Here is a 26,247-nt window from a genome sequence, read left to right on the forward strand (position 1 = left end):
AATGAGTGAAATAGGCTTTAAATACAGTATTTTAGCATCAGGTTCCAGTGGAAATTCCTTTTATCTGGAAACCCCAAAAAAGAAAATCCTAGTGGATGCAGGCCTGTCTGGTAAGAAGATTACCAGCCTGCTAGCTGAAATCAATCGCAAACCAGAAGATCTGGATGCGATTTTGATTACGCATGAGCACTCAGACCATATCCATGGAGTCGGTGTCTTGGCTCGTAAATATGGCATGGATCTTTACGCCAATGAAAAGACCTGGCAGGCTATGGAAAATAGTAAGTACCTCGGCAAGGTGGACTCTTCGCAGAAGCATATCTTTGAAATGGGCAAAACCAAAACCTTTGGCGATATCGACATTGAGAGTTTTGGTGTCAGCCATGATGCAGTAGCACCCCAGTTTTACCGATTTATGAAAGACGACAAGAGCTTCGTCATGTTGACCGATACAGGTTATGTCAGTGACCGTATGGCTGGGATTGTCGAAAATGCTGACGGTTATCTCATCGAGTCCAACCACGACGTAGAAATCTTGCGAGCAGGATCTTATGCTTGGCGACTCAAACAACGAATCCTATCGGATCTCGGTCACCTTTCTAACGAAGACGGTGCTGAGGCCATGATTCGTGCAATGGGAAATCGAACAAAGAAAATCTATCTTGGGCATTTGTCTAAAGAGAACAATATCAAAGAACTGGCTCATATGACTATGGTCAATCAGCTAGCCCAGGCTGATCTGGGAGTCGGAGTAGACTTTAAGGTTTATGATACCTCACCAGATACTGCAACACCATTAACAGATATATAAAAAAGAAGGCGAGTGCCTTCTTTTGTTTTGTACTTTATCAGGGTTTTAGTGTGGTATAATGATAAAAATAACTAAAGGAGTAGTAGTGTGAAGAGAAAATGGTTATTAAAGGATTACTATGACACAACGATTATCATTCTTGCATTGATATCCGTTGTCCTTGTTTTGCTTGGATTTGCTGAGATGATTGATTTGGATAATCCATCCTATAGTATTATTGACTTACTACTTTGGTTTATCTTTGTGGTGGATTATGGTTGGCGGTTTTTTTCAAGTAAAGAAAAGTGGAGATTTATACTTGAAAATATCTTCGACTTGCTGGCTATCCTTCCTTTGAATGCTATTTTTACAGTATTTCGCTTAGGGCGTATCTTCCGCTTAGCAAGGCTGACAAAATTACTGAAACTAACTCGTCTTTTAAGAGTCGTTGGATTGACTGGCAAGTTGGAAAAAAGGTTGGAAAACTCTTACGAACAAATGGCTTACTTTATATTTTCTATCTCAATTCCTTTATTGTACTGGTAGGTAGTTCAATTTTATCTGTTGTTGAAGAAAAATCATTCTCAGATAGTCTTTGGTGGGCGCTTGTGACTGTAACGACTGTTGGTTATGGAGATATTGTTCCTGCGTCGATTTTTGGGAAGTGGTTAGCTGTTTTACTAATGCTTGTTGGTATTGGCACGATAGGGATGTTAACGAGTGCCTTGACAAACTTTTTTGTAAAGGATAATCCAGATGATCAGATAAAGCTTGATAAACTTCAAGACGAATTAATAACTCAAAGAATATTACTAGAGAAACAATCTGAGAAGATAGAAGAACTGCATAAAATGATACAAGACTTGCTTGAAAAAAAGTAATTTAGACCATACAAAAACCACTCGACGAGTGGTTTTTTTACAATCCAGCAAAGTCCTTGATTTCTTGTGCGGACATGGAAGAGTCGCAACGGACATTGATTTGTCCATCTGCAATGTGAACAAATCCTGGTACAGTTGGGATTCCATAGCGTGAGCGGAATTCTTGCAATTCATTGAGTTGGCTTGGTTCTTCACTGTTGATGAAGTAGATGTGAGCTTTAGTTTCAGCTACGACACCTGCTAATGTGCCAGAAAATTTACGGCAGTAAGGGCAAGTTTTGCGACCGATAAAGAAGGTTGCAGTTTCTTTTTTATCAAGAGCTTCTTGTGCACGCGCAACTGTAGTGACTTCAAGGTCTTTAATGTTTTCTAAAAATTGTTCCATGAGATTACCTCGCTTTCATTGATAAGTCTAGTATGCCATAAAGTTTCTAAAAATGCTTAGATTTGATACGAAAAAAAGATGAGATTGGTTGGTCTCATCTTTTATAATTTCTTATTTAACAAAAGCATTGATTTCTGCTTCGATGTTGACAATCTTAGCTTGTGAATCTTCATTGCTTTCACCCACAACGGCAATGTAGAACTTGATTTTTGGTTCTGTACCTGAAGGGCGAACAGCAATCCATGAACCGTCAGCAAGTGTGTATTTCAACACATCACTTGGAGGAGTTGTCAGGTTTGTAACAGTACCATCAGCAGCAGTAGCAGTTTGAGCCTTGAAGTCTTCTACGACAGTGATAGCTGTTGCGTTCCATTCTTTTGGAGCATTGTTGCGGAATTTAGCCATAATCGCTTTGATTTGTTCAGCACCATCAACACCAGAAAGGGTAACAGAGATAGTCTTTTCAGCGTAGTAGCCGTATTCTTTATAGATTTCTTCGATACCATCAGCAAGTGTCAAACCACGTGAACGGTAGTAGGCAGCAAGCTCAGCAACGACAAGAACGGCTTGGATTGCGTCTTTATCACGTACGAATGGTTTGATCAAGTAACCGAAGCTTTCTTCAAATCCCATCATGTAAGTGTGATTGTGTTTTTCTTCGAATTCTTGGATTTTTTCAGCGATAAATTTGAAACCTGTCAAAACGTTGAACATAGTTGCGCCGTAGCTTTCAGCAATCTTCGTTACCAAGTCAGTTGATACGATAGATTTACATAGGGCTGCATTTTCAGGAAGAGTTCCAGCATTTTTGTGGGCTTCCAAGATGTATTTAGCCATGATAGCGCCAATTTGGTTACCTGAAAGGTTGAGGTAGCTACCATCTTTTTGAAGAACTTCAACACCAACACGGTCAGCGTCAGGGTCAGTTGCAACAAGCACATCTGCACCAACTTGACGACCAAGTTCTTCAGCAAGGGCAAAGGCTGCTTGGCTTTCTGGGTTTGGAGATTTTACAGTTGAGAAGTCTGGGTCAGCAGTTGCTTGCGCTTCAACAACTTGAACAGAGTCAAATCCTGCTTGGGCAAGAGCGCGACGAGCCAACATTTCACCCGTACCATGAAGTGGTGTGTAGACAATCTTCATGTCTTTACCAAATTCTTCGATCAAGGCTGGGTTGATGTTCACATCTTTGACTTCTTTGAGGTATTCTACATCGACAGCTTCGCCAATAACTTCAATCAAGCCAGAAGCTTTGTCCGCTTCTACATCGGCAACTTCCACTGCAAATGGATTCTCGATAGCACGAATATAAGTAGTTAAAGCGTCCGCATCGTGTGGAGGCATTTGTCCACCGTCTTCTCCATAAACCTTGTAACCGTTAAATGGAGCAGGGTTATGGCTGGCAGTAATCATGATACCTGCAAAACAGTTGAGGTGACGAACTGCAAATGAGAGTTCTGGAGTTGGACGGAGGCTTTCAAATACGTAAGATTTGATATCGTGTTTAGCAAGAACTGCCGCAGATTCAAAGGCAAACTCAGGTGAGAAGTGACGGCTATCGTAGGCAATTGCTACACCACGTTCTTTTTCGTTTCCACCTTTTGACTCAATCAAACGAGCCAAACCCTCAGTTGCTTGACGAACAACATAGATGTTGATGCGGTTTGTACCAGCACCGATCAAACCACGCATACCAGCAGTACCAAATTCAAGATTGGTATAAAAGGCGTCTTCCTTAGTTTTTTCGTCCATATTTTCCAAATCTTGACGAAGGTAGTCTGGAAGATCAGCAAAATCGAGCCATTTTTGATAATTTTCTTGGTAAGTCATAGAGTGTCTCCTTTGTTTATTTGCTTTAATCGCTTTCATTATATCACGATTTGACATTTTAGTAAAACGTTAGCATAACTTAAAATGTAGGAAATTTACTTATGCACTTTAGCGGGAAAATGGTGGGTACCATGCTTACTTATACTAAGTTAGGGATGAATATCAATTATCTAATTTTTAAAAATACTAAAAGTTATAGTATTTTTGTGGGATTTTAAATAAAATAAATCGTAAATATTGTTATATTCTATTTATTTTATAAAGAATTCTTTAATGTATCAAATGAAGGTATAGAAAAATTTAAGTTAAAACTCTATAAATTTAAGATATTTTGAAAAATTCTGGTTTCTGTTTTGAATTTTATAGTGCGTATGGTAAAATATAGTAAATCATTAAAGGAGAATCCATTATGAAAAAAATTCTTAAGCATTCTGCTTTGCTTTTATCAGCTTTAGCACTTGTTGCCTGTGGAGCTCAAAAAAAAGCAAGCGACAATGGTACTGCCTCAAACTCAAACTTTGAAGTTTCTGTAAAAGACGGTATGTTTGTATTGCCTAAAGACGAAGATTCATCTTCAAGCTACCTTGCACTTCAAGTCGAAATCAAGAACAATCGTGATAAACAGTTTAGTTTTACTAGCCAAGATATTACGCTTTATAATGAAAAAGATGAAAAATTACAACCAATTCAAATCCACGAAAGCGACAGTAAAACTAAGTTTATGTCATATGGAGACAGTCTTTCTAAAGGAAAGAGCGTTGCTGGTTATGTAGTGTATGAGGTTGACAAGAACGCTAAGTATGAACTCCACTTTGCGCCTAGCTTTTACGATGATATCAAAGAAAATTCTAAAAAGAATAACGATGTAGCAATCAAGGTGGATCCAAGTCAGTACGAAGATCATATTGATGAAGCTAAAGATGTTATGAAAAAATATGTCGATGCTGTTTACCTTAATGGGGAAAGTTCTAGTGGTGGAACGAACCTAAGTGCTACTGATAATAAGTCGCAAGTTGTAGCGCTTGCTGATGATAAAAAATCTTCTGATGACAGTGCTGAATTCACAAACGATGCGAAAGCTGATAAAGAAGAGTTTATCAAGAAATTTACAGAGTCGTTCGGAAAAGGCTTCTATAATTACAAACCTTCTGATTCAGAACTTAGAACATTCGCAGATGCTTACATCAAAGCAAATGCTAAGAGAGCAAAAGTTGATTACAAGGTGAAGACATATTTGCCAGATTATGCTGTTGTTTATGTTAGACCAGAAACAATCGACTTGGATAATTTGAATGTTCATGAATTGAGTCGTAAATTCTACGAAGAAAACAAAGGCAAATATAGCAACTACTCAGAAGCTATGAAAGCTGGTGAGAAGTACATTTTAGAAAATGCACCGAGTCAATTTGATTCAACTCCACTAGACACTAGTGATAACATGAAGAAAGAGGGTTATGAAATTAAAATGACCAAGAAAGATGGTAAATGGACCATTGATACCTCTTCTAAAAACTATGACTTAAAAGATATGGCTCGCACATTCCGTGGAGGCATTGGATACTAATATGAAAGGTTCGGGTTTATGACTCGAACTTTTTTCGTTGCAATTGTGCAAAAGAGAAAAAGATAGTAAAATAGAGATATGATTATTTTACAAGCTAATAAAATTGAACGTTCTTTTGCAGGAGAGGTTCTTTTTGATAATATCAACCTGCAAGTTGATGAACGAGACAGGATTGCTCTTGTTGGGAAAAATGGTGCGGGTAAGTCTACTCTTTTAAAGATTTTGGTTGGAGAAGAGGAGCCAACTAGTGGAGAAATTAATAAGAAAAAAGATATCTCTCTGTCTTACCTAGCCCAAGATAGCCGTTTTGAGTCTGAAAATACCATCTACGATGAAATGCTTCACGTCTTTGATGACTTGCGTCGGACAGAGACACAACTGCGTCAAATGGAATTAGAGATGGGTGAAAAGTCTGGTGAAGATCTAGATAAACTGATGGCGGATTATGATCGTTTATCAGAGAATTTCCGTCAGGCTGGTGGCTTTACCTACGAAGCTGATATCCGCGCTATCTTGAATGGTTTCAAGTTTGACGAGTCTATGTGGCAGATGAAAATTGCTGAGCTTTCAGGTGGTCAAAATACTCGTCTTGCACTGGCTAAAATGCTCCTTGAAAAGCCAAAACTCTTGGTCTTGGACGAGCCTACCAACCACTTGGATATTGAAACCATTGCCTGGTTGGAAAATTACCTAGTAAATTATAGCGGTGCACTCATTATTGTCAGCCACGACCGTTACTTTTTGGACAAGGTTGCGACGGTTACACTCGATTTAACTAAGCATTCCTTGGATCGTTATGTAGGCAATTACTCTCGTTTTGTTGAGTTAAAGGAGCAAAAGCTAGCTACTGAGGCAAAAAACTATGAAAAGCAACAGAAGGAAATCGCGGCTCTAGAAGACTTTGTCAATCGCAATCTAGTCCGAGCCTCAACGACTAAACGTGCCCAATCTCGACGCAAGCAACTAGAAAAAATGGAGCGTTTGGACAAGCCTGAAGCTGGCAAGAAATCAGCCAATATGACCTTCCAGTCGGAAAAAACATCAGGTAATATCGTTTTGACCGTTGAAAATGCGGCTATTGGCTATGATGGGGAAATATTGTCAGAACCTATCAACCTAGACCTCCGTAAGATGAATGCTGTTGCCATCGTAGGACCAAATGGTATTGGTAAGTCAACCTTTATCAAGTCTATTGTGGATCAGATTCCTTTTATCAAAGGAGAAAAGCGATTTGGGGCCAATGTTGAGGTTGGCTACTATGACCAAACCCAAAGCAAGCTAACACCAAGTAATACGGTTCTGGATGAACTTTGGAATGATTTTAAACTGACACCAGAAGTTGAAATCCGCAACCGCCTCGGTGCCTTCCTTTTCTCAGGAGATGATGTTAAAAAATCAGTTGGCATGCTTTCAGGTGGCGAGAAAGCTCGTTTGTTGCTTGCCAAACTTTCAATGGAAAACAACAATTTCTTGATTCTTGACGAGCCGACCAACCACTTGGATATTGATAGCAAGGAAGTGTTAGAAAATGCTCTGATTGATTTTGATGGAACCCTTCTTTTTGTCAGCCACGACCGTTACTTTATCAATCGTGTAGCCACTCATGTACTGGAATTGTCTGAGAGTGGTTCAACCCTCTACCTTGGAGATTATGACTACTATGTTGATAAAAAGGCTGAAATAGAAGTCAGTCAGACAGAGGAAGCTTCAATGAGTAATCAAGCAAAAGAAGCAAGTCCATCTAATGACTATCAGGCCCAGAAAGAAAGTCAGAAAGAAGCCCGTAAGCTCATGCGCCAAATAGAGAGTTTAGAGGCTGAAATCGAAGAGTTAGAAACTCAAAGCCAAGCCATTTCTGAAAAAATGCTAGAAACCAACGATGCTGAAAAGCTCATGGAATTGCAGGCTGAACTGGACAAAATTAGCCATCGTCAAGAAGAGGCTATGCTTGAGTGGGAAGAATTATCAGAGCAGGTGTAAAGATGAAACATCTAGGAAAGGTATTTCGTGAATTTCGAACAAGTGGGAAGTACTCCTTGAAAGAGGCGGCAGGTGAATCATGTTCAACCTCTCAATTATCTCGCTTTGAGCTTGGGGAGTCTGATCTAGCAGTTTCTCGTTTCTTTGAGATTTTGGACAATATTCATGTGACTATTGAAAATTTCATGGACAAGGCTAGAGATTTTCAAAATCATGAACATGTTGCCTTGATGGCACAGATTATTCCGCTTTACTACTCAAATGATATTGCTGGTTTTCAAAAGCTTCAAATGGAACAGCTTGAGAAAGCAAAGAGTTCGACCAATCCCCTCTATTTTGAGCTGAATTGGATTCTGCTACAAGGACTGATTTGTCAAAGAGATGCTCGTTACACGATGAGTCAGAGTGATTTGGATAAGGTGGCGGATTATCTTTTCCAAACAGAAGAATGGACCATGTATGAGTTGATTCTTTTCGGTAATCTCTATACTTTCTACAATGTGGACTATGTGGCTCGGATTGGCAGAGAAGTGATGGAGAGGGAAGACTACTACAAGGAAATTGGTCGTCATCGAAAACTTGTTTTGATCTTAGCTCTTAACTGTTACCAGCATTGTTTGGAAAATCGATCCTTTGCGGATGCGGACTATTTTGAGGGCTATTTGGAGAAGTTGATTGGAAATGGTATCAAGCTTTATGAGCGCAATATCTTCCATTATCTCAAAGGTTTCGCCCTCTACCAGAGAGACTTGAAAGAAGAGGGTTGTAGTCAGATGCAGGAGGCTATGCATATTTTTGATGTGCTTGGACTTCCAGAGCAAGTGGCTTACTATCAGGAACATTATGAAAAATTTGTAAATGCTTAAATTTCCCAAATAAGGGAAAAATAAAGAGACTCCTTTCAGTTTTGATACAATAGTTTCAAAATTTGAGAGGAGCTTTTTATATGAATCGATATGCAATCCAGTTGATTAGTCGTGGGGCGATTAATAAGATAGGAAATATGCTCTATGATTATGGAAACAGTGTTTGGTTGGCATCAATGGGAACGATAGGGCAGACTGTTCTTGGGATTTATCAAATTTCTGAACTCGTCACATCGATTCTGGTCAATCCCTTTGGCGGAGTGATTTCAGACCGTTTTTCGCGTCGCAAAATTTTGATGACGACGGACTTGATTTGTGGCGTTCTTTGCTTAGCTATTTCTTTCATCAGAAATGATAGCTTGATGATTGCTGCCTTGATTTTTGCCAATATTGTTCAGGCGGTTGCCTTTGCATTTTCTCGTACAGCTAACAAAGCCATTATAACTGAGGTTGTAGAGAAAGACGAGATAGTGACCTATAACTCTCGCTTGGAGTTAGTTTTGCAGGTTGTAGGTGTTAGCTCCCCTGTACTTTCTTTCCTCGTTTTACAATTTGCCAGTCTCCATATGACGCTCGTTTTAGATGCCATTAGTTTTTTTATCGCATTTACCTTAGTAGCTTTTCTCCCCAAAAAAGAGACTCAGTTACAAGAGAAAAAGACTTTCAACTGGAAAAATATTTTTGCTGATATGAAAGAAGGGATTCGCTATATTTGGCGCCAGCAAGAGATCTTTTTCCTTTTGGTAGTAGCTTCCAGTGTTAATTTCTTTTTTGCAGCTTTTGAATTTCTCCTCCCTTTTTCAAATCGACTATACGGGGTAGAAGGAGCTTATGCAACTATTTTGACTATGGGCGCTATTGGTTCGATTATCGGAGCTCTTCTAGCTAGCAAAATAAAGGCAGGTGTTTATAATCTTTTGATTCTATTGGCCTTGACTGGAGTTGGGGTTTTTATGATGGGGTTACCATTGCCAACTTTTCTTTCCTTTTCTGGAAATTTAGTTTGTGAACTGTTTATGACGATATTTAATATTCACTTTTTTACTCAGGTGCAAACAAAGGTTGAGGGGGAATACTTGGGAAGAGTACTAAGCACCATTTTTACCTTAGCCATCCTATTTATGCCGATTGCAAAAGGCTTTATGACAGTGCTACCAAGTGTACATCTCTCTTCTTTTCTGATAATTGGCAGCGGGGTTATTGTCCTGTCTTGTCTATCCCTCGTTTATGTGCGAAGTCATTTTAAAAAAGAGTTATAATTTCTTTTTTTTTTTAGAAAATATTTCACTACGAATCATTTTTCAGTCCTTCTCTATTGTGAGGAGGGCTTGCTTTGTGGTAAAATGGGATTATGAATGAAAGAATGAATGAGTTAGTTGCCTTACTTAACCGCTATGCGACCGAGTACTATACGAGTGACAATCCCTCGGTTTCAGATAGCGAGTATGATCGCCTCTACCGAGAGTTGGTCGAATTGGAAGCTGCCTATCCAGATCAAGTTTTAGCGGACAGTCCGACCCATCGTGTTGGTGGTAAGGTTTTAGATGGTTTTGAAAAATACAGTCATCAGTATCCTCTATACAGTTTGCAGGATGCTTTTTCACGTGAAGAGTTAGAAGCTTTTGATGCGCGTGTGCGAAAGGAATTACCCCAACCGACCTATATTTGCGAGCTGAAAATCGATGGTTTGTCTATTTCCCTTACTTATGAAAATGGGATTTTGGTCGCTGGAGCGACTCGTGGGGATGGTTCTGTTGGTGAAAATATCACAGAAAATCTCAAGCGCGTGAAGGATATTCCTTTGACCTTGCCAGAAAAACTAGATATCACTGTTCGTGGGGAGTGTTACATGCCACGCGCTTCTTTTGATCTGGTCAACCAAGCTCGCCAAGAAAATGGAGAGCCTGAATTTGCCAATCCTCGTAATGCGGCGGCTGGAACTTTGCGTCAGCTGGATACGGCAGTAGTAGCCAAACGCAATCTTGCCACTTTCCTCTATCAAGAAGCCAGCCCTTCAACTCGTGATAGTCAAGAAAAGGTCTTGGAGCATCTTGAACAGCTTGGCTTTGTAGTTAATTCTAAACGAATCTTGGCTGAAAGCATAGATGAGATATGGAATTTTATCCAAGAAGTAGGACAAGAACGGGAACAGCTCCCTTACGATATTGATGGAGTGGTTATTAAAGTCAATGACTTAGCAGGTCAAGAAGAACTCGGTTTTACAGTTAAAGCGCCTAAGTGGGCAATCGCCTATAAATTTCCCGCTGAAGAAAAAGAAGCCCAGCTCCTTTCAGTTGACTGGACAGTAGGCCGTACGGGTGTTGTGACTCCAACTGCCAATCTAACACCTGTTCAGCTTGCTGGGACAACCGTTAGCCGTGCGACCCTACACAACGTAGATTATATCGCTGAAAAAGATATTCGCAAAGACGATACGGTTATCGTCTATAAGGCTGGGGACATCATCCCTGCTGTTTTGCGTGTGGTAGAGTCCAAGCGTGTTTCTGAAGAAAAACTAGATATTCCGACTAACTGTCCAAGCTGTGACAGTCAGTTACTTCATTTTGAAGATGAGGTTGCTCTACGTTGTATCAATCCTCGCTGTCCTGCCCAAATTATGGAAGGCTTGATTCACTTTGCCTCTCGAGATGCCATGAATATTACAGGCCTTGGTCCTTCCATAGTTGAGAAACTCTTTGCTGCTAATCTAGTCAAGGATGTGGCAGATATTTACCGTTTGAAAGAAGATGATTTCCTCCTTTTAGAAGGTGTCAAGGAAAAGTCTGCTTCTAAACTGTATCAGGCCATTCAAGCATCCAAGGAAAACTCTGCTGAAAAACTCTTGTTTGGTCTGGGAATTCGCCATGTCGGAAGTAAGGCTAGCCAACTTTTGCTCCAACATTTCCATTCTATTGAAAATCTAGCCCAAGCTGATCCAGAGGAAGTAGCAAGTATTGAAAGCTTGGGTAGTGTAATTGCACAAAGTCTTCAGACTTATTTTGCTACAGAAGGGTCGAAGATTCTCTTAGACGAGTTGAAAGAAGCTGGAGTCAATCTGGACTACAAAGGACAGACAGTAGTGGCAGATGCGGCCTTGTCAGGTTTGACCGTTGTACTCACGGGGAAATTGGAACGTCTCACGCGCTCAGAAGCCAAAAGCAAACTCGAAAGCCTTGGTGCCAAAGTTACAGGCAGTGTATCTAAGAAAACGAATCTTGTCGTGGCAGGAGCAGATGCAGGAAGCAAGCTCCAAAAAGCACAGGAGCTTGGTATCGAAGTTCGAGATGAGGCCTGGCTAGAAAGTTTGTAAAGAATAGTTGATAACTAGATGTCAGATAGTCTGGAACTATCTCTCCTGATGTGTTTTTATATCTATTAAAACTATTCTCTATTGTGCTGAAATTCCCGCTAAATTCTTCAGCATGACTTTAAAAATTAAAATTGAAATTAGAAATTAGGAAAAGAAATGTATAGTTACCCTATAGTCATCCATTTTCACCGAAAGAATGGGGATTATGCCGCTTGTTCATTCAGTAGAAAACAGGCAGATGTTAAAGAAAATTTGTATTATGAAAATGACTATTTTGGAGCAAAATTCTCCTTTACAGTTACAAGTGCAGAAAGGCTCGATACTCTGACCTTTTCTGTCGGAATAGATGGAAAGGCAAAAGATTATCTCCTACGTTTTAACTATTATCCACTGTTGACTGAGGTTTGGATTTTGGATGGTGATGAGACGGTTTATTATTCTGAAAATCCAGCCATTGCAAGTCCTTACTATAAAGATCGAAATCCGTTTGCTTTTGATAAAGCCTTTCACAGTGAAAGTTTTGATCATCATTGGGGATACCAAGGAGAGTTGGGTTATAGTATCTCAGACTACCAGACAAGCTTTAAACTCTGGGCTCCAACAGCTACAGCAGTCCAAGTGGTCGTTTATGAAAATACAAGTAACGACGCACCGATTTGGAAAACCTTTAATCTAAAGCGAGGGAATAGCTATTCATACAGTCATAAGTACAATACCATTGGTGTTTGGAGTGTAGACCTGGATGAAAATCTTGCAGGTAAAGCTTATCAGTATCAGATTGAGTTTCCGCACCACCAGACTTTGACACGAGATCCTTACACTATCGCTACAAGTCCTGATGGAAAACGTTCCGTAATTCTCTCTCAGCAAGATAGACAAGTAGAAGAATTTAAAGTCAAACATGGGACAGACGCTCCTTGGCGTTTGGAAAACCCATGTAAAGCCGTTATCTGCGAGATGCACATTCGTGATTTTACAAAATCGCCGACATCTGGAGTTCCAGAAAACCTTCGAGGAACCTTCCTTGGGGCTGCCCAGACTGGAACGGTTAACCAGTATGGTCAAGCAACAGCATTTGACTATATCAAAGAACTCGGCTGTAATTATGTTCAGCTTCAACCAATCTTTGATCGCCATAAGGAATATGATGAGGATGGAAATGTAACCTATAACTGGGGTTATGACCCTCAAAACTACAATGCCCCAGAACCAAGTTTCTCTAGTAACCCAGATGATCCTGGACAGGTTATTCGAGACCTCAAGACCATGATTCAGGCATATCACGATGCGGGAATCGGTGTCATTATGGATGTTGTTTATAACCATACCTTCTCAACGGTCGATGCACCTTTCCAAACAACTGTTCCTGATTATTACTATCGTATGAATCCAGATGGAACCTTCCAAAACGGCACTGGTGTAGGAAATGAAACCGCAAGCGAACACGAAATGTACCGCAAGTATATGATTGACTCACTCCTTTATTGGGTGAAAGAATACAACATTGACGGTTTCCGTTTCGACTTGATGGGAATTCACGATGTCAAAACCATGCAGGCGATTCGTTGGGCACTTGATGAGGTCGATCCCCGCATTATCACCTATGGAGAAGGTTGGGATATGGGGACCGGTCTTGCACCTTATGACAAGGCCAAGAAGGACAATGCCTACCAGATGCCAAATATTGGATTCTTCAATGATGATCAGCGTGATGCCATCAAAGGAGGAGAAGTTTATGGCTCAATCAAGGCAGGATTTGTTAGTGGTGCAGCTACAGAACCGATTGTAGCCAAAGCTATTCTTGGTAGCCGAGAGTTGGGTTCATATCTTAGTCCAAACCAAGTTCTTAACTATGTGGAAGCCCATGATAATTACAACTTGCATGATTTGTTAGTAACCCTTCATCCAGATCACAGTTCAGATAAGATTATGCGACAGGTTGAGACAGCAACAGCGATGAGCATTCTTATGCAAGGTATGTCCTTTATAGAGCTGGGTCAAGAATTTGGACGCACCAAACTCCTTGCTACTGGAGAAAATGGCGAGCTGACTCCGGCAGATAGAGAACGGGCCATGAACAGCTACAATGCTCCAGATAGTGTCAACCAGGTCAACTGGGATTTAATCAATGAGAGACAAGAGAGCATTGACTTTATTCGCCAGATTATTCGTCTAAAAACACAAACGCGTGCTTTCTCTTATCCTACATACGAAGAAGTTTATCGTCATGTCTTCGTCCATACAGCTGCTGAAAATAGTGGGTGGATTGTTTACGAAATTCACGGTGGAGCAGAGCACTTATTGGTGGTATTCAATGCTAAAGGAGCTTCCTTCTACTTTGAAAATGCGGGAAATCTTGAAATGCTGGTGTCCAATAGTCGTTCTAAAGAGTCTAATGTGATTGATGATATCAGCGTTGCAGTCTTGAAGGTACTTTCATAGTAAATGCAGCAAAAAGGTTTAGTTAAAACTAGACCTTTTTTGATTTTTATTGAAAAACCAATATCTAATAGGAATAAATTTCAAATAATTTGAAGAATCAAGTTTGTGAAAAAAATATCAATATTTTCCAAAAAGGGGTTGTAATTTTCTGAAAATTTGATAAAATAAGTTTTAATCATTTTCAGGAGGAAGAGAATTTGACAAATTATCAGAATTTAGTGAATGGAAAATGGAAATCATCAGAGAATGAAATTGCCATCTATTCTCCCGTCAATCAGGAAAAGCTGGGTACAGTTCCAGCTATGAGTCAGGCTGAAGTAGATGAGGCTATGAAAGCTGCACGTGCAGCTCTCCCAGCATGGCGTGATTTAGCACCCGTTGAGCGTGCAGCTTATTTGCATAAGACAGCAGACATTTTGGAACGTGATAAAGAAAAAATTGGTACCATTCTTGCCAAAGAGGTTGCAAAAGGAATTAAAGCAGCCATTGGAGAAGTAGTACGTACAGCAGAATTGATTCGTTTTGCTGCCGAGGAAGGCCTCCGTATCACTGGACAAGCGATGGAAGGTGGTGGTTTTGAAGCTGCAAGTAAAAATAAACTAGCCGTTGTCCGTCGTGAACCAGTTGGTGTCGTTTTGGCTATCGCGCCATTTAACTATCCAGTCAACCTTTCTGGATCTAAGATTGCTCCGGCTTTGATTGCAGGAAATGTCGTTATGTTCAAACCACCAACACAAGGATCTATTTCTGGACTCTTGTTGGCTAAAGCATTTGACGAAGCAGGAATCCCAGCAGGTGTCTTTAACACCATCACTGGACGTGGTTCTGAAATCGGAGACTACATCATCGAACACAAGGAAGTGAACTTCATTAACTTTACAGGTTCAACACCGATTGGTGAGCGTATTGGTCGTTTAGCTGGTATGCGCCCGATTATGCTTGAGCTTGGTGGAAAAGATGCAGCAATTGTCTTAGAAGATGCAGATTTAGAAAATGCAGCTAAGCAAATCGTAGGTGGTGCCTTTAGCTACTCTGGTCAGCGTTGTACCGCTATCAAACGTGTTTTGGTTGTGGAAAGCGTCGCAGACAGATTGGCTGAATTGCTCCAAGCTGAAGTTGCCAAGCTAACTGTTGGTGATCCATTTGACAATGCAGATATCACGCCAGTTATTGATAATGCTTCAGCTGATTTCATCTGGGGATTGATTGAAGATGCTCAGGAAAAAGGAGCCAAAGCGCTCAGCCCAATCAAACGTGAGAACAATCTCATTTGGCCAGGACTTTTTGATTATGTCACAAGAGATATGAAATTAGCCTGGGAAGAACCATTTGGACCTGTTCTCCCAATTATTCGAGTTGCAGATGCCAATGAAGCACTTGAAATTGCTAATGAATCAGAATTCGGTCTTCAATCTTCAGTCTTTACAAATGACTTTAAGAAGGCATTTGAAATTGCTGAGAAACTTGAAGTTGGTACCGTTCATATTAACAATAAAACACAACGTGGACCAGATAATTTCCCATTCCTTGGTGTAAAAGGTTCTGGTGCAGGAGTGCAAGGAATTAAATATAGTATCGAAGCGATGACAAATGTCAAATCCATTGTTTTTGATGTGAAATGATCTATAAAATCAGGAAAATAACTTCCTGGTTTTATTTTTTTCAAAATAATACAGTAAAAAATTGATAAAAAACGAATATTCTGCTATTATAATAAAAAAATATATGGAAATTGTTTCGTGTTCTATTTTCTGGATATCTTTTTTAAAATGCTAGGTAATTTTTTGAAGGCTTTCATAAAAAAATATGATTTCCTTCGTAAATTACTTGAAAGTTATCTTAAAAGAGTGTATAATAGAATTATAGAAAACGCTTACAAAAGAAAGGGGATTGAATGAATAATCAAGAAGCATTAAGAACCTTTACTACAGGTGAGAACTTTCACCTCCAGCATTATTTAGGAGCGCATAGAGAGGAGAAAAACGGAGAAATAGGCTATACATTTAGGGTTTGGGCCCCAAATGCACAAGCAGTTCATCTAGTTGGCGATTTTACCGATTGGGTTGAGAATCAGATTCCCATGGTTCGTAATGAAGCAGGTGTTTGGGAAGTCTTTACAAGTCAAGCCCAGGAAGGTCAGATTTATAAATATCATATCACGCGTGCAAATGGTCACCAGATTATGAAGATCGATCCATTGGCAGTTTTTTTTGAAGCTAGACCGGGTACAGGAGCAGTTCTGACCAATATCCGTGAAAAGAAATGGAAAGATGGCCTTTGGCTAGCACGTCGCAAACGTCTGGGATTTTTCGAGAGACCAGTTAATATATATGAAGCCCATGCAGGATCTTGGAAGAGGAATCCAGATGGTAGTCCCTATACTTTTTCGCAACTGAAAGACGAGTTGATTCCATACTTAGTTGAGATGAACTATACACATATTGAGTTCATGCCTTTAATGGCTCACCCACTTGGATTGAGCTGGGGCTATCAACTTATGGGTTACTTTGCTTTTGAACAATCCTATGGTAGACCTGAGGAATTCCAAGATTTCGTTGAAGAGTGTCATATAAATAACATTGGTGTTATCGTAGACTGGGTTCCAGGTCATTTCACCATTAATGATGATGCCTTGGCATATTATGACGGTACACCAACTTTTGAATACCAAGATCACAACAAGGCTCATAACTATGGTTGGGGTGCTCTGAATTTTGACCTCGGAAAAAATGAGGTCCAGTCTTTCTTGATTTCAAGTATTAAATTCTGGATTGATTTTTACCACTTAGATGGTATTCGGGTCGATGCAGTGAGCAATATGCTGTATCTAGATTATGATAATGCTCCTTGGACTCCAAACAAAGATGGTGGAAACCTTAACTACGAGGGTTATTATTTCCTTCAACGGTTAAACACAGTGATTAAGTTAGCTCATCCAGATATCATGATGATTGCAGAAGAAAGTTCATCAGCGACAAAGATTACTGGTATGAAAGAAATGGGCGGCCTTGGGTTTGACTATAAATGGAATATGGGCTGGATGAATGACATTCTCCGTTTCTACGAGGAAGATCCTATTTATCGCAAGTATGACTTTAATCTTATGACTTTCAGCTTTATGTATGTTTTCAATGAAAACTATCTCCTGCCTTTCTCACATGATGAAGTAGTTCATGGTAAGAAGAGTATGATGCATAAGATGTGGGGAGATCGCTACAATCAGTTTGCTGGTCTGCGCAACCTCTACACCTATCAAATTTGTCATCCAGGTAAGAAACTCTTGTTCATGGGTAGTGAGTACGGGCAATTCCTCGAGTGGAAGTCTGAGGAGCAGTTAGAATGGTCTAATCTAGAAGATCCGATGAATGCCAAGATGAAGCATTTTACTTCACAACTGAATCAATTCTATAAAGACCATCGCTGTCTTTGGGAAATTGATACTAGTTATGATGGTATCGAGATTATCGATGCTGATAATAGAGATCAGAGTGTCCTTTCCTTTATTCGTAAGGGCAAGAAGGACGAAATGTTAGTCTGTGTCTTTAATATGGCACCAGTTGAACGTATGGACTTTACGATTGGTTTACCTGTTGCAGGTATTTACGAAGAAGTTTGGAATACAGAATTAGAAGAATGGGGAGGTGTATGGAAAGAGCACAATCAAACAGTTCAGACTCAAGAAGGCTTATGGAAAGATTATGAGCAGACTTTGACCTTTACCTTGCCTGCCATGGGAGCAAGCATTTGGAAGATCAAGCGTCGTTTGAAACCAGCTAAGAAAAAAGAATAATGGGCTGTTGATTACAATTTTTTAGATTTTAAAAACGGATGTACTTGTATTGGACTTGAAACACAAGAGAAATGGATTTCCTATTATTTTTATAAACAGTTCGACTTCCGATCTTCTTTCGATTTTAACGTTCACATGACTTTATAAAGGAGTAGAAAATGAAGAATGAAATGCTAGCTTTGATCCTTGCGGGTGGGCAAGGAACACGTCTCGGAAAACTCACTCAAAGCATTGCCAAACCGGCAGTGCAATTCGGTGGGCGCTACCGTATCATTGACTTTGCTCTTTCCAACTGTGCAAACTCTGGAATCCATAATGTTGGTGTGATTACGCAATACCAACCTCTTGCTTTGAATAACCATATCGGAAATGGTTCTAGCTGGGGATTGGATGGTATCAATTCAGGTGTCTCTATTTTACAACCTTATTCAGCTAGCGAAGGAAACCGTTGGTTTGAAGGGACTAGTCACGCTATCTACCAAAACATTGACTACATCGACAGTGTTAATCCTGAGTATGTTTTGATTCTTTCTGGTGACCACATCTACAAGATGGACTACGATGATATGCTTCAGTCCCATAAGGATAATAATGCCAGTTTGACAGTAGCTGTCCTAGACGTACCGCTCAAAGAAGCTAGCCGTTTCGGTATCATGAATACAGATGCCAATAACCGTATCGTTGAATTCGAAGAAAAACCTGCTCAACCTAAGTCTACAAAGGCTTCTATGGGGATTTATATTTTTGACTGGAAACGGCTTCGCAATATGCTTGTTGCTGCTGAAAAGAGTAATGTGGATATGTCAGACTTTGGTAAGAACGTTATCCCTAACTATCTCGAGTCTGGTGAAAGTGTCTATGCTTATGAATTTAATGGCTACTGGAAAGACGTTGGTACGATTGAGTCACTTTGGGAAGCTAATATGGAGTACATTTCGCCAGAAAATGCTTTGGATAGCCGTAATCGTCAGTGGAAAATTTACTCAAGAAACTTGATTTCGCCACCCAACTACTTTGGTGCGCATGCACACGTTGAAGATTCATTGGTCGTGGATGGCTGTTTTGTAGATGGAACGGTTAAACGTTCGATTCTTTCAACAGAAGCACAAGTACGTGAAGGTGCTGAGGTTGTTGATTCTGTCATCATGAGCGGAGCTATTATTGGCCATGGCGCAAAGATTACTCGTGCTATTATTGGTGAGGGTGCCATTATTGCAGACGGCGTAGAGATTGACGGAACTGACGAAGTACAAGTAGTAGGATACAATGAAGTAGTGGGGGTAGCAACAGATGAAGATTGATAAATATTCAGCCATTTTAGGAAACACAGTTGGTTTTCATGATATGTCAACGTTAACAGAACACCGTCCGGTAGCTAGCTTGCCTTTCGGTGGGAAATACCGTTTGATTGACTTCCCCCTTTCCAGTCTTGCAAATGCAGGTGTTCGTAGTATCTTTGGTATTTTCCAACAAGATAATATCAGCTCAGTTTTCGACCATATCCGTTCAGGTCGTGAGTGGGGCTTGTCAACCCTTCTAAGTCACTACTATCTAGGAATTTACAATACTCGTGTTGAAAGCAGTACAGTTGGAAAAGAGTATTACCAACAGCTTCTCACCTACTTGAGACGTTCGGGTTCAAACCAAACCGTTTCGATTAACTGCGATGTGCTGGTGAATATTGACTTGAATCAAGTCTTCCACCTACACAATACAACAAATGGTCCGATCACAGTTGTATATAAGAAACTTCCAAAGAAAGACATTTCAGATGTGAATGCTATCTTGGAAATCGATGAAACTGACCATGTTCGTTCGCACAAACTCTTTGATAATAAATCTACAGATGAACTCTTCAACATGTCTACAGATATCTTTGTTGTGGACACTCCTTGGTTGATTGAACGACTTGAAGAGGAGGCTCAGAAAGAATATCCTGAAAAGTTGCGCTATGTTCTCCGCGATTTAGCTGTAAAAGAAGGTGCTTTTGCTTACGAATACACAGGTTACTTAGCAAACATTCATTCTGTTCAGTCTTATTATCAAGCAAATATTGATATGCTTGAATCTAAAAAGTTCTACTCACTTTTCTCACCAAATCAAAAGATTTATACCAAAGTTAAGAATGAAGAACCAACCTACTATGCGAATACTTCAAAAGTAAGTACTTCTCAATTTGCTTCTGGTAGTATCATTGAGGGTGAGGTAGTTCAGTCAGTCCTATCTCGTAACATTTATGTTCACAAGGATAGTGTGGTGAAGGACAGCATTTTATTCCCTCGTGTTGTGATTGGTCAAGGTGCCCGAGTTGAATATGCTATCTTGGACAAGGGCGTTGAAGTTGCGGACGGTGTTGTCATTCGAGGAACGGCAGAACATCCAGTTGTAGTTAAGAAGGGTGAAACAGTAACAGAGGACATTTATTCATGAAAATTTTATTTGTAGCGGCAGAAGGAGCACCCTTTTCAAAAACAGGTGGTTTGGGCGATGTCATTGGCGCACTTCCCAAATCACTTGTAAAAGCGGGGCACGAAGTTGCAGTTTTCTTGCCTTATTATGATATGGTAGAAGCTAAGTTCGGTGACCAGATAGAGGATGTTCTCCACTTTGAAGTTAGTGTGGGATGGCGTAGACAGTACTGTGGTATTAAAAAAACGGTCTTGAATGGGGTTACCTTCTACTTCATTGATAATCAGTATTATTTCTTCCGTGGTCATGTCTACGGTGATTTTGACGACGGTGAACGCTTTGCTTTTTTCCAACTGGCTGCTCTTGAAGCCATGGAACGCATCGGCTTTATCCCTGATCTTCTCCATGTCCACGACTACCACACAGCCATGATTCCCTTCTTGTTAAAAGAAAAGTACCATTGGATTCAGGCATATCAAGGAATCAGAACAGTTTTAACCATTCACAATTTGGAATTTCAAGGTCAATTTTCTGAAGGAATGTTATGGGATTTGTTCGGTGTTGGCTTTGAACGTTATGCTGATGGCACCCTTCGCTGGAATGATTGTCTCAACTGGATGAAAGCAGGCATTCTCTACGCGGATCGTGTCTCAACCGTTTCCCCTAGCTATGCGCACGAGATTATGACCAGTCAGTTTGGTTGCGGTTTGGACCAGATTCTTCGGATGGAGTCAGGTAAGGTTTCAGGTATAGTTAATGGTATTGACGCAGATCTTTATAATCCTCAAACAGACCCACTTTTAGATTATCATTTTAATAAAGAAGATTTGTCTGGAAAAGCTCAAAACAAAGCAAAATTACAAGAGAGAGTTGGGTTGCCTGTGCGAGCAGATGTTCCGCTAGTTGGGATTGTCTCTCGATTGACGCGCCAAAAAGGTTTTGATGTTGTTGTAGAAAGCTTGCATCGTTTCTTACAGGAGGACGTTCAAATAGTCCTTTTAGGAACAGGTGACCCAGCTTTTGAACATTCCTTCTCCTGGTTTGCGCAAGTCTATCCAGACAAACTATCAGCAAATATCACTTTTGACGTCAAGCTCGCTCAAGAAATCTACGCAGCTTGTGATCTCTTCCTCATGCCAAGTCGTTTTGAACCATGTGGCTTGTCTCAAATGATGGCGATGCGCTATGGAACTCTACCATTGGTTCATGAAGTGGGTGGCTTGCGTGATACGGTTCAATCCTTCAATCCAATCGAAGGAACTGGAACTGGATTTAGCTTTGATAATTTAACACCATACTGGCTTAACTGGAGTTTCCAAACAGCCTTGGATGTTTATAAGTACCAGCCGGAAGTTTGGAGAAATCTACAAAAACAAGCTATGGAATGCGATTTCTCATGGGATACAGCTTGTAAGTCTTATCTTGACTTGTACCATAGTTTAGTCAACTAATAGATAAAATCGTATGATTCTTTCATACGATTTTTGGGCTGTTTAGAAAGGAAAGTTTATGTCTCAAGTAAAAGGCTTGTGTGTCATGGACGTTGACGGCACCCTGATAGCAGAAGAAGTGATTGATCTTTTAGGAAAAGAAGCAGGTTGCGAAGAAGAAATATCGCAGATTACAAGCCAGGCAATGCGAGGTGAACTGGACTTTGAAACAAGTTTACGAGCGAGGGTAGCTTTGTTAAAAGGCCTTCCGGTTTCGGTCTTTGATACTGTCTTCAAATCCATTCATCTGTCCAAGAATGCTCAAGAATTTATCTCCATACTTCAAAAGAAGGGCATTCTAGTCGGTCTAGTGTCTGGTGGCTTTACACCAATAGTTGAAAGATTAGCAAAATCCCTTGGTATTTCCTATTTCTCCGCCAACCAGTTGGAAGTCAAAGACGGTTTTTTAACAGGAAAATTAGTTGGTGAAATTGTGACAGGTCAAGTAAAACAAGTTACTCTTGAGAAATGGAGAAAGGAATTTGGATTTTCCAAAGAAAGAACTATTGCCATCGGTGATGGTGCCAATGACCTCTTGATGTTAAAGTCAGCAGGATGTAGTATTGCATTTTGTGCCAAAGAAGTCGTAAAATCCGAGATAGCTTGTCATGTAGATACGAGGGAGCTTTTAGAAGTTCTACCTTTGATTGATTTCTTAGAATGAGAGGGAACTATGAAAATTGTAATTGCACCCGATTCTTTTAAAGAAAGTTTGACGGCAGAAGAGGTTGCTCAAGCTATAAAAAGAGGATTCCAAAAATCGATAGCAGATGTAGAATGTCTGCTTTGCCCTGTAGGTGATGGTGGGGAAGGAACTGTAGACGCTATCCGACATTCTCTTGAACTCGAAGAAAAATGGCAAGAGGTTACGGGGCCTTTTGGGCTAAAAGAATCCATGCGCTACTTTCACAAAGATCAAATAGCGCTCTTCGAAGTTGCTGACTTGGTTGGTCTTGGGAAGATTCCGCGGGAGAAACGAAATCCCCTTCACATCCAAACCAAAGGTATCGGAGAGTTGATTCGTCATCTCGTTGATCAAGGGATGAAAGATATCTATGTCGGCGTTGGTGGTACGGCTAGTAATGACGGTGGGATAGGCATTGCTGCTGGTTTAGGTTATCGTTTTTATGATAAGAATGGAAAAGAATTGCCAGCTTGCGGTCAGACTTTGCTTGAATTCGAGTTAGTTTCAGACAGCGAGTTGTATAGGATACCTGAAGATGTGAAAATCCGCATTTTAGCAGATGTCGTGAGCCCTCTATGTGGTCTTCAAGGAGCGACCTACACATTTGGCAAGCAAAAGGGCTTGGATCCTGATTTGTTTGAGACAGTAGATTTGGCTATACAGGAGTTCTATGAAAAATTTTCACCATCAACCCTCTCTCTTAAAGGAGCAGGAGCCGGCGGTGGGATTGCGGCTGGGCTATGCGCCTTTGCTGAGGCTTGTATCGTATCTGGGATTGACACTTGCTTAGATTTGATTGACTTTGACAATAAAGTTGCAGGTGCCAACTTGGTTATCGTTGGAGAAGGTAGACTGGACAGTCAAAGCCTTGCTGGAAAAGCTCCTATCGGTGTAGCAAAAAGAACCCCTAACGGAGTTCCTGTTATTGCTATTTGTGGTAGTCTTGCTGACGATTTGCCTCCCCTACCATTCGAAAATATACAAGCAGCCTTTTCCATTTTAGAGAAAAGTGAACCTTTGGAAGAGAGTTTGAAAAATGCAAGTCTCTATTTGGAGCACACAGCTACTAATATTGGTCGTTTATTAAACATGAGAAATCATTAGCCAAACCATTTTTTCCATACGGATTTTTTAGGTGCCTCTGCCTTTTTCTCCTCCCAGAGGTTTGAGAAAGCAAGTCTGAGGTCCTTTTCGTCTACTTGAACAGGTTCATTTGTGTGAATGACAAGGCCATAAGGAGAGGTGATGTGATCGTCTGAAACAATAGTCGCCTGGCAGTTGCTTTCCTTTGCTTGCTTTAAGTAAAAGACCTGTTTGTCAAACTCGATATTTGGTGAGATCTTCACAAAAAGTGCCTCTATCTTTTCTTGAAAACTTTCTAAAATAGAGAAAAATCCATGTTCTAATTCCGAACTATTGGCAGTACTGATATCCGCGTAGCCAAGAACTCTTTCCTCGAAAGTGCCGAGATAGCGGCGTTGTTCGTCAGGGTTTAATTTGGGCCCACCATGAGCTTTTTCTAGTAGTTGTTTTGATAAATCTGTCATAGTTTGATTTTACCATAATTCAAGTTGAATTCCAAAATAAAATCTCCTTCAAAATATGAAAGAGATAAGATGATCTAGTTATTTTTCTTTACGTAATCTACAATGTCTGCAACCTTTTTATCAAGATCAGCAAATACAGTGAAATTTTTAGAAATCAAGTATTTATTAAGTTCTTCTTTGCTTGAACCTGTTTCAGAACTCCCATCTGCGTTATTAATTAAATATGAACCATTTGCATAGAGGATGACATTGTCATCAGAAGGAAGTTGAATGGTATAAGAGCCACCACTATCTTTTGAGACAAAACTACCGTCAGTACCGTGGTACTGATAGGTCTTGTCGTTGTCAAGATAAATAATTGATGAACCGTCTTCTTGTAAAAATGTAAAATCTTTACCGTTTGTCCCAATTACACTACCATCAGTATAAGTAATAGTTGAAGTACCATCACTGTTCTTCTCTACAACCTTACTACTATTATTAGCACAGGCAGTAAGTAAAATAACTGATATAAATAAAGCAATTAATAAGAATTTCTTCTTCATTATTAGTCTCCTTAATATTTTTCTTATAGTATAGTATCAAATTTAACTCAATTTTTAAAGTGAATAAAGTATTTGATATGGAATTGTAAAATACTAACACTTGTGACATATATTTTAAATTACTTGTAAAATTAAAGGTAGAACTTGTTTAATCGACATAAATGAATTATTATTTTGATTAATATTAATAAAGGTTATAACGATTTCATATTCAAACAAGTTGATAATTTTAAGTGGATAAATAGGAAGTCGTGAAAGCGATTACTTTATAAAGTTAAGGAAAATTTGCACAAAGATAACGTTTTTTCTTGAAAAACGCTTATTTTTAAGGTATCATAGAGGTGTAAAAAATTTAACTCAAAGGAGAGTAAAAAATGTCAATTATTACTGATGTTTACGCTCGCGAAGTCCTAGACTCACGCGGTAACCCAACACTTGAGGTAGAAGTTTATACTGAATCAGGTGCTTTCGGACGTGGTATGGTTCCATCAGGAGCTTCTACTGGTGAACACGAAGCAGTTGAACTTCGCGACGGTGACAAATCTCGTTACGGTGGTCTTGGTACACAAAAAGCTGTTGACAACGTAAACAACATCATCGCTGAAGCTATCATCGGCTACGATGTACGTGACCAACAAGCTATCGACCGTGCTATGATCGCACTTGACGGTACTCCTAACAAAGGTAAATTGGGTGCAAACGCAATTCTTGGTGTGTCTATCGCTGTAGCTCGTGCTGCTGCTGACTACCTTGAAATCCCACTTTACAGCTACCTTGGTGGATTCAACACTAAAGTTCTTCCAACTCCAATGATGAACATTATCAACGGTGGTTCTCACTCTGACGCTCCAATCGCTTTCCAAGAATTCATGATCGTACCTGCTGGTGCACCAACATTCAAAGAAGCTCTTCGTTGGGGTGCTGAAATCTTCCACGCTCTTAAGAAAATCCTTAAATCACGTGGTTTGGAAACAGCCGTAGGTGACGAAGGTGGATTCGCTCCTCGTTTCGAAGGAACTGAAGACGGTGTTGAAACTATCCTTGCTGCAATCGAAGCTGCTGGATATGTTCCTGGTAAAGACGTATTTATCGGATTTGACTGTGCTTCATCAGAATTCTACGATAAAGAACGTAAAGTTTACGACTACACTAAATTCGAAGGTGAAGGCGCTGCTGTACGTACTGCTGCAGAACAAATCGACTACCTTGAAGAATTGGTAAACAAATACCCAATCATCACTATCGAAGATGGTATGGACGAAAACGACTGGGACGGTTGGAAAGCTCTTACTGAACGTCTTGGTGGTAAAGTTCAATTGGTTGGTGACGACTTCTTCGTAACAAACACTTCTTACCTTGAAAAAGGTATTGCAGAAGGTGCTGCTAACTCAATCCTTATCAAAGTTAACCAAATCGGTACTCTTACTGAAACATTCGACGCTATCGAAATGGCGAAAGAAGCTGGTTACACTGCCGTTGTATCACACCGTTCAGGTGAAACTGAAGATTCAACAATCGCTGATATCGCAGTTGCAACAAACGCAGGACAAATCAAGACTGGTTCACTTTCACGTACAGACCGTATCGCTAAATACAACCAATTGCTTCGTATCGAAGACCAACTTGGTGAAGTAGCTGAATACCGTGGATTGAAATCATTCTACAACTTGAAAAAATAAAATAGTTCGGTGAACTATTTTATCCCGAACCTTGAAATTCAAAAGTTCGGCCGT

Annotated in this window: 19 protein-coding genes and 1 pseudogene; 16 read left to right on the forward strand and 4 right to left on the reverse strand. The window is 40.0% G+C overall.

Annotated features, from left to right (window positions below):
- Nucleotide 1 precedes the first annotated feature (1 nt).
- Nucleotides 2-811, forward strand: coding sequence for an MBL fold metallo-hydrolase (locus tag ACT17O_RS05230; RefSeq protein ID WP_070567443.1), 810 nt, complete (start codon nt 2-4; stop codon nt 809-811).
- A gap of 87 nt (nt 812-898) precedes the next feature.
- Nucleotides 899-1,671: pseudogene (locus ACT17O_RS05235) on the forward strand (potassium channel family protein).
- Between the two features lie 37 nt (nt 1,672-1,708).
- Here the strand turns inward: ACT17O_RS05235 and ACT17O_RS05240 are convergent.
- Both ACT17O_RS05240 and ACT17O_RS05245 read right to left on the reverse strand, forming a co-directional pair.
- Nucleotides 1,709-2,056, reverse strand: coding sequence for a thioredoxin (locus ACT17O_RS05240; protein WP_444817163.1), 348 nt, complete (start codon nt 2,054-2,056; stop codon nt 1,709-1,711).
- Nucleotides 2,057-2,167: 111 nt separating this feature from the next.
- Nucleotides 2,168-3,886, reverse strand: coding sequence for a phospho-sugar mutase (locus ACT17O_RS05245; RefSeq protein WP_444817164.1), 1,719 nt, complete (start codon nt 3,884-3,886; stop codon nt 2,168-2,170).
- A gap of 409 nt (nt 3,887-4,295) precedes the next feature.
- Here ACT17O_RS05245 and ACT17O_RS05250 point away from each other — a divergent pair, with 409 nt between their 5' ends.
- From ACT17O_RS05250 to ACT17O_RS05310, 13 genes are all read left to right on the forward strand, one after another.
- Nucleotides 4,296-5,450 (forward strand): DUF5105 domain-containing protein, encoded by a 1,155-nt coding sequence (locus ACT17O_RS05250; RefSeq protein ID WP_444817165.1) that lies wholly within the window; start codon nt 4,296-4,298, stop codon nt 5,448-5,450.
- A 78-nt stretch (nt 5,451-5,528) separates the two neighbouring features.
- Nucleotides 5,529-7,430, forward strand: a complete 1,902-nt coding sequence (gene abc-f / locus ACT17O_RS05255) for a ribosomal protection-like ABC-F family protein (RefSeq protein ID WP_444817166.1) — start codon at nt 5,529-5,531, stop codon at nt 7,428-7,430.
- Between the two features lie 2 nt (nt 7,431-7,432).
- Nucleotides 7,433-8,296 carry an Rgg family transcriptional regulator gene (locus ACT17O_RS05260; RefSeq protein WP_437236532.1) on the forward strand — a complete coding sequence of 288 codons (864 nt, stop codon included), beginning with the start codon at nt 7,433-7,435 and terminating at the stop codon, nt 8,294-8,296.
- Between the two features lie 80 nt (nt 8,297-8,376).
- The gene (locus tag ACT17O_RS05265; RefSeq protein WP_444817167.1) at nt 8,377-9,555 is read left to right on the forward strand and encodes an MFS transporter; all 1,179 of its coding nucleotides are present in this window, start codon (nt 8,377-8,379) and stop codon (nt 9,553-9,555) included.
- Between the two features lie 92 nt (nt 9,556-9,647).
- A complete protein-coding gene (gene ligA / locus ACT17O_RS05270; protein WP_308697014.1) occupies nt 9,648-11,606 on the forward strand; it encodes an NAD-dependent DNA ligase LigA in 1,959 nt (652 codons plus the stop codon).
- Nucleotides 11,607-11,762: 156 nt separating this feature from the next.
- Nucleotides 11,763-14,048, forward strand: a complete 2,286-nt coding sequence (gene pulA, locus ACT17O_RS05275) for a type I pullulanase (RefSeq protein ID WP_308697015.1) — start codon at nt 11,763-11,765, stop codon at nt 14,046-14,048.
- Between the two features lie 197 nt (nt 14,049-14,245).
- On the forward strand, nt 14,246-15,670 hold the full coding sequence (locus ACT17O_RS05280; protein ID WP_444817168.1) for an NADP-dependent glyceraldehyde-3-phosphate dehydrogenase: 1,425 nt from the start codon (nt 14,246-14,248) through the stop codon (nt 15,668-15,670).
- Nucleotides 15,671-15,942: 272 nt separating this feature from the next.
- Entirely contained in the window at nt 15,943-17,838 is a 1,896-nt protein-coding gene (gene glgB / locus ACT17O_RS05285) for a 1,4-alpha-glucan branching protein GlgB (protein WP_444817169.1), read from the forward strand.
- Nucleotides 17,839-17,996: 158 nt separating this feature from the next.
- Entirely contained in the window at nt 17,997-19,139 is a 1,143-nt protein-coding gene (locus ACT17O_RS05290) for a glucose-1-phosphate adenylyltransferase (protein WP_000787250.1), read from the forward strand.
- Entirely contained in the window at nt 19,129-20,268 is a 1,140-nt protein-coding gene (gene glgD, locus ACT17O_RS05295; protein ID WP_000687056.1) for a glucose-1-phosphate adenylyltransferase subunit GlgD, read from the forward strand. The genes ACT17O_RS05290 and glgD overlap by 11 nt, the downstream gene beginning before the upstream one ends.
- On the forward strand, nt 20,265-21,698 hold the full coding sequence (gene glgA / locus ACT17O_RS05300; RefSeq protein WP_000697277.1) for a glycogen synthase GlgA: 1,434 nt from the start codon (nt 20,265-20,267) through the stop codon (nt 21,696-21,698). The genes glgD and glgA overlap by 4 nt, the downstream gene beginning before the upstream one ends.
- A gap of 58 nt (nt 21,699-21,756) precedes the next feature.
- Nucleotides 21,757-22,401, forward strand: a complete 645-nt coding sequence (serB, locus tag ACT17O_RS05305; protein ID WP_070838557.1) for a phosphoserine phosphatase SerB — start codon at nt 21,757-21,759, stop codon at nt 22,399-22,401.
- A gap of 9 nt (nt 22,402-22,410) precedes the next feature.
- Nucleotides 22,411-23,526, forward strand: a complete 1,116-nt coding sequence (locus tag ACT17O_RS05310; RefSeq protein WP_444817170.1) for a glycerate kinase — start codon at nt 22,411-22,413, stop codon at nt 23,524-23,526.
- Here ACT17O_RS05310 and ACT17O_RS05315 read toward each other — a convergent pair.
- Nucleotides 23,523-23,969 carry a DUF1694 domain-containing protein gene (locus ACT17O_RS05315; RefSeq protein ID WP_444817171.1) on the reverse strand — a complete coding sequence of 149 codons (447 nt, stop codon included), beginning with the start codon at nt 23,967-23,969 and terminating at the stop codon, nt 23,523-23,525. The genes ACT17O_RS05310 and ACT17O_RS05315 overlap by 4 nt on opposite strands.
- A 74-nt stretch (nt 23,970-24,043) precedes the next feature.
- Nucleotides 24,044-24,514 (reverse strand): hypothetical protein, encoded by a 471-nt coding sequence (locus ACT17O_RS05320; RefSeq protein WP_444817172.1) that lies wholly within the window; start codon nt 24,512-24,514, stop codon nt 24,044-24,046.
- Between the two features lie 374 nt (nt 24,515-24,888).
- On the opposite strand from ACT17O_RS05320, the gene eno reads away from it, so the two are divergent.
- The gene (gene eno / locus ACT17O_RS05325; RefSeq protein WP_000022824.1) at nt 24,889-26,193 is read left to right on the forward strand and encodes a surface-displayed alpha-enolase; all 1,305 of its coding nucleotides are present in this window, start codon (nt 24,889-24,891) and stop codon (nt 26,191-26,193) included.
- Nucleotides 26,194-26,247: the final 54 nt, after the last annotated feature.

It is taken from the genome of Streptococcus sp. HJ1 (genome assembly GCF_052399005.1).
Lineage (GTDB): Bacteria > Bacillota > Bacilli > Lactobacillales > Streptococcaceae > Streptococcus.

Bases quoted from the DNA above. Each gene is read 5' to 3' on its own strand.
- ACT17O_RS05230 (WP_070567443.1), top strand. From the start codon at position 2: ATGAGTGAAATAGGCTTTAAATACAGTATTTTAGCATCAGGTTCCAGT.
- ACT17O_RS05240 (WP_444817163.1), bottom strand. From the start codon at position 2,056: ATGGAACAATTTTTAGAAAACATTAAAGACCTTGAAGTCACTACAGTT.
- ACT17O_RS05245 (WP_444817164.1), bottom strand. From the start codon at position 3,886: ATGACTTACCAAGAAAATTATCAAAAATGGCTCGATTTTGCTGATCTT.
- ACT17O_RS05250 (WP_444817165.1), top strand. From the start codon at position 4,296: ATGAAAAAAATTCTTAAGCATTCTGCTTTGCTTTTATCAGCTTTAGCA.
- abc-f (WP_444817166.1), top strand. From the start codon at position 5,529: ATGATTATTTTACAAGCTAATAAAATTGAACGTTCTTTTGCAGGAGAG.
- ACT17O_RS05260 (WP_437236532.1), top strand. From the start codon at position 7,433: ATGAAACATCTAGGAAAGGTATTTCGTGAATTTCGAACAAGTGGGAAG.
- ACT17O_RS05265 (WP_444817167.1), top strand. From the start codon at position 8,377: ATGAATCGATATGCAATCCAGTTGATTAGTCGTGGGGCGATTAATAAG.
- ligA (WP_308697014.1), top strand. From the start codon at position 9,648: ATGAATGAAAGAATGAATGAGTTAGTTGCCTTACTTAACCGCTATGCG.
- pulA (WP_308697015.1), top strand. From the start codon at position 11,763: ATGTATAGTTACCCTATAGTCATCCATTTTCACCGAAAGAATGGGGAT.
- glgB (WP_444817169.1), top strand. From the start codon at position 15,943: ATGAATAATCAAGAAGCATTAAGAACCTTTACTACAGGTGAGAACTTT.
- ACT17O_RS05290 (WP_000787250.1), top strand. From the start codon at position 17,997: ATGAAGAATGAAATGCTAGCTTTGATCCTTGCGGGTGGGCAAGGAACA.
- glgD (WP_000687056.1), top strand. From the start codon at position 19,129: ATGAAGATTGATAAATATTCAGCCATTTTAGGAAACACAGTTGGTTTT.
- glgA (WP_000697277.1), top strand. From the start codon at position 20,265: ATGAAAATTTTATTTGTAGCGGCAGAAGGAGCACCCTTTTCAAAAACA.
- serB (WP_070838557.1), top strand. From the start codon at position 21,757: ATGTCTCAAGTAAAAGGCTTGTGTGTCATGGACGTTGACGGCACCCTG.
- ACT17O_RS05310 (WP_444817170.1), top strand. From the start codon at position 22,411: ATGAAAATTGTAATTGCACCCGATTCTTTTAAAGAAAGTTTGACGGCA.
- ACT17O_RS05315 (WP_444817171.1), bottom strand. From the start codon at position 23,969: ATGACAGATTTATCAAAACAACTACTAGAAAAAGCTCATGGTGGGCCC.
- ACT17O_RS05320 (WP_444817172.1), bottom strand. From the start codon at position 24,514: ATGAAGAAGAAATTCTTATTAATTGCTTTATTTATATCAGTTATTTTA.
- eno (WP_000022824.1), top strand. From the start codon at position 24,889: ATGTCAATTATTACTGATGTTTACGCTCGCGAAGTCCTAGACTCACGC.